We start from the raw sequence: 936 nt of genomic DNA on the forward strand, positions 1-936 counted from the left end.
CCGTAACCGCGGTACCAACTACCCGCGCTCAGCACCCGTACTACTACCTCTCGTGCGACGCGCTGACGATGAAAGTCCGGGAAGGCGGACGCGTGGTCAAAACGAGTGTGCTGCTAGCAACCGGTGTCAACAATAACGGCTACCGGGAACTGTTAGGCATGCAAGTAGCTACCGCTGAGTCCACCGCTTCGTGGACCGGGTTCTTTAGGGACTTAAAAGCCCGCGGTCTAGGTGATGTCTACCTGGTGACAAGTGACGCTCACTTAGGCATTCAAGCAGCGGTGTCTGATGTGCTGCCACATGCCTCCTGGCAGCGGTGCCGCACCCACTTCGCTAAGAACCTCTCGTCCATGGTGCCGAAGACCCAGTGGCCGACATTATCGGCGATGTTCCACACGATCTTCCAACAACCCGATGCTGAGGCGGTGTGGACTCAGGCTCGGGAAGTGGTGGAATTCTGCCAGGCGAAATTTCCACATGTTGCAGACTACCTAGAAGAACATCTTGATGATGTGTTGGCGTTTACCCACACACCGAAGTCAGTGTGGACCAAAGTCTGGTCGAATAACCCCACCGAACGGCTCAATCGCAAGATCCGCCGGCGCACTGATGTTGTCGGGATCTTCCCCCACCGTGATGCTGTGATTCGCCTAGTCGGGGCCGTCCTTGCTGAGCAGCATGATGAATGGATTCAACAGAAACGCTACATGTCGTTGACAAGCCTAGAGCAAACCAAAGCGTTGATCACAGCCAATGTCCTCGACACCGACACCACCACCCCGGCAGGCAAGGAGATTGCAGCCTAATGACCAACCACGCCCAGGCCCGTGCCGGACCCGATCCCGGCTAACCGATCACCGACGATTCGAAAGAACTCATACACCACATCCGCGGACTTGACCTTGCTGAAGCCAGGAGAAAAGCGAGGAACGATTG

At 56.4% G+C, this 936-nt stretch carries 1 protein-coding gene; it reads left to right on the forward strand.

What is annotated here, in order from left to right:
• Positions 1-806: IS256 family transposase (locus HMPREF3148_RS03000; protein ID WP_141741065.1), on the forward strand; the 806-nt coding region annotated here is incomplete at its 5' end.
• Positions 807-936: the final 130 nt, after the last annotated feature.

Origin of the sequence: Corynebacterium sp. HMSC05D08, assembly GCF_001807215.1 — a bacterium.
GTDB lineage: Bacteria > Actinomycetota > Actinomycetes > Mycobacteriales > Mycobacteriaceae > Corynebacterium > Corynebacterium striatum.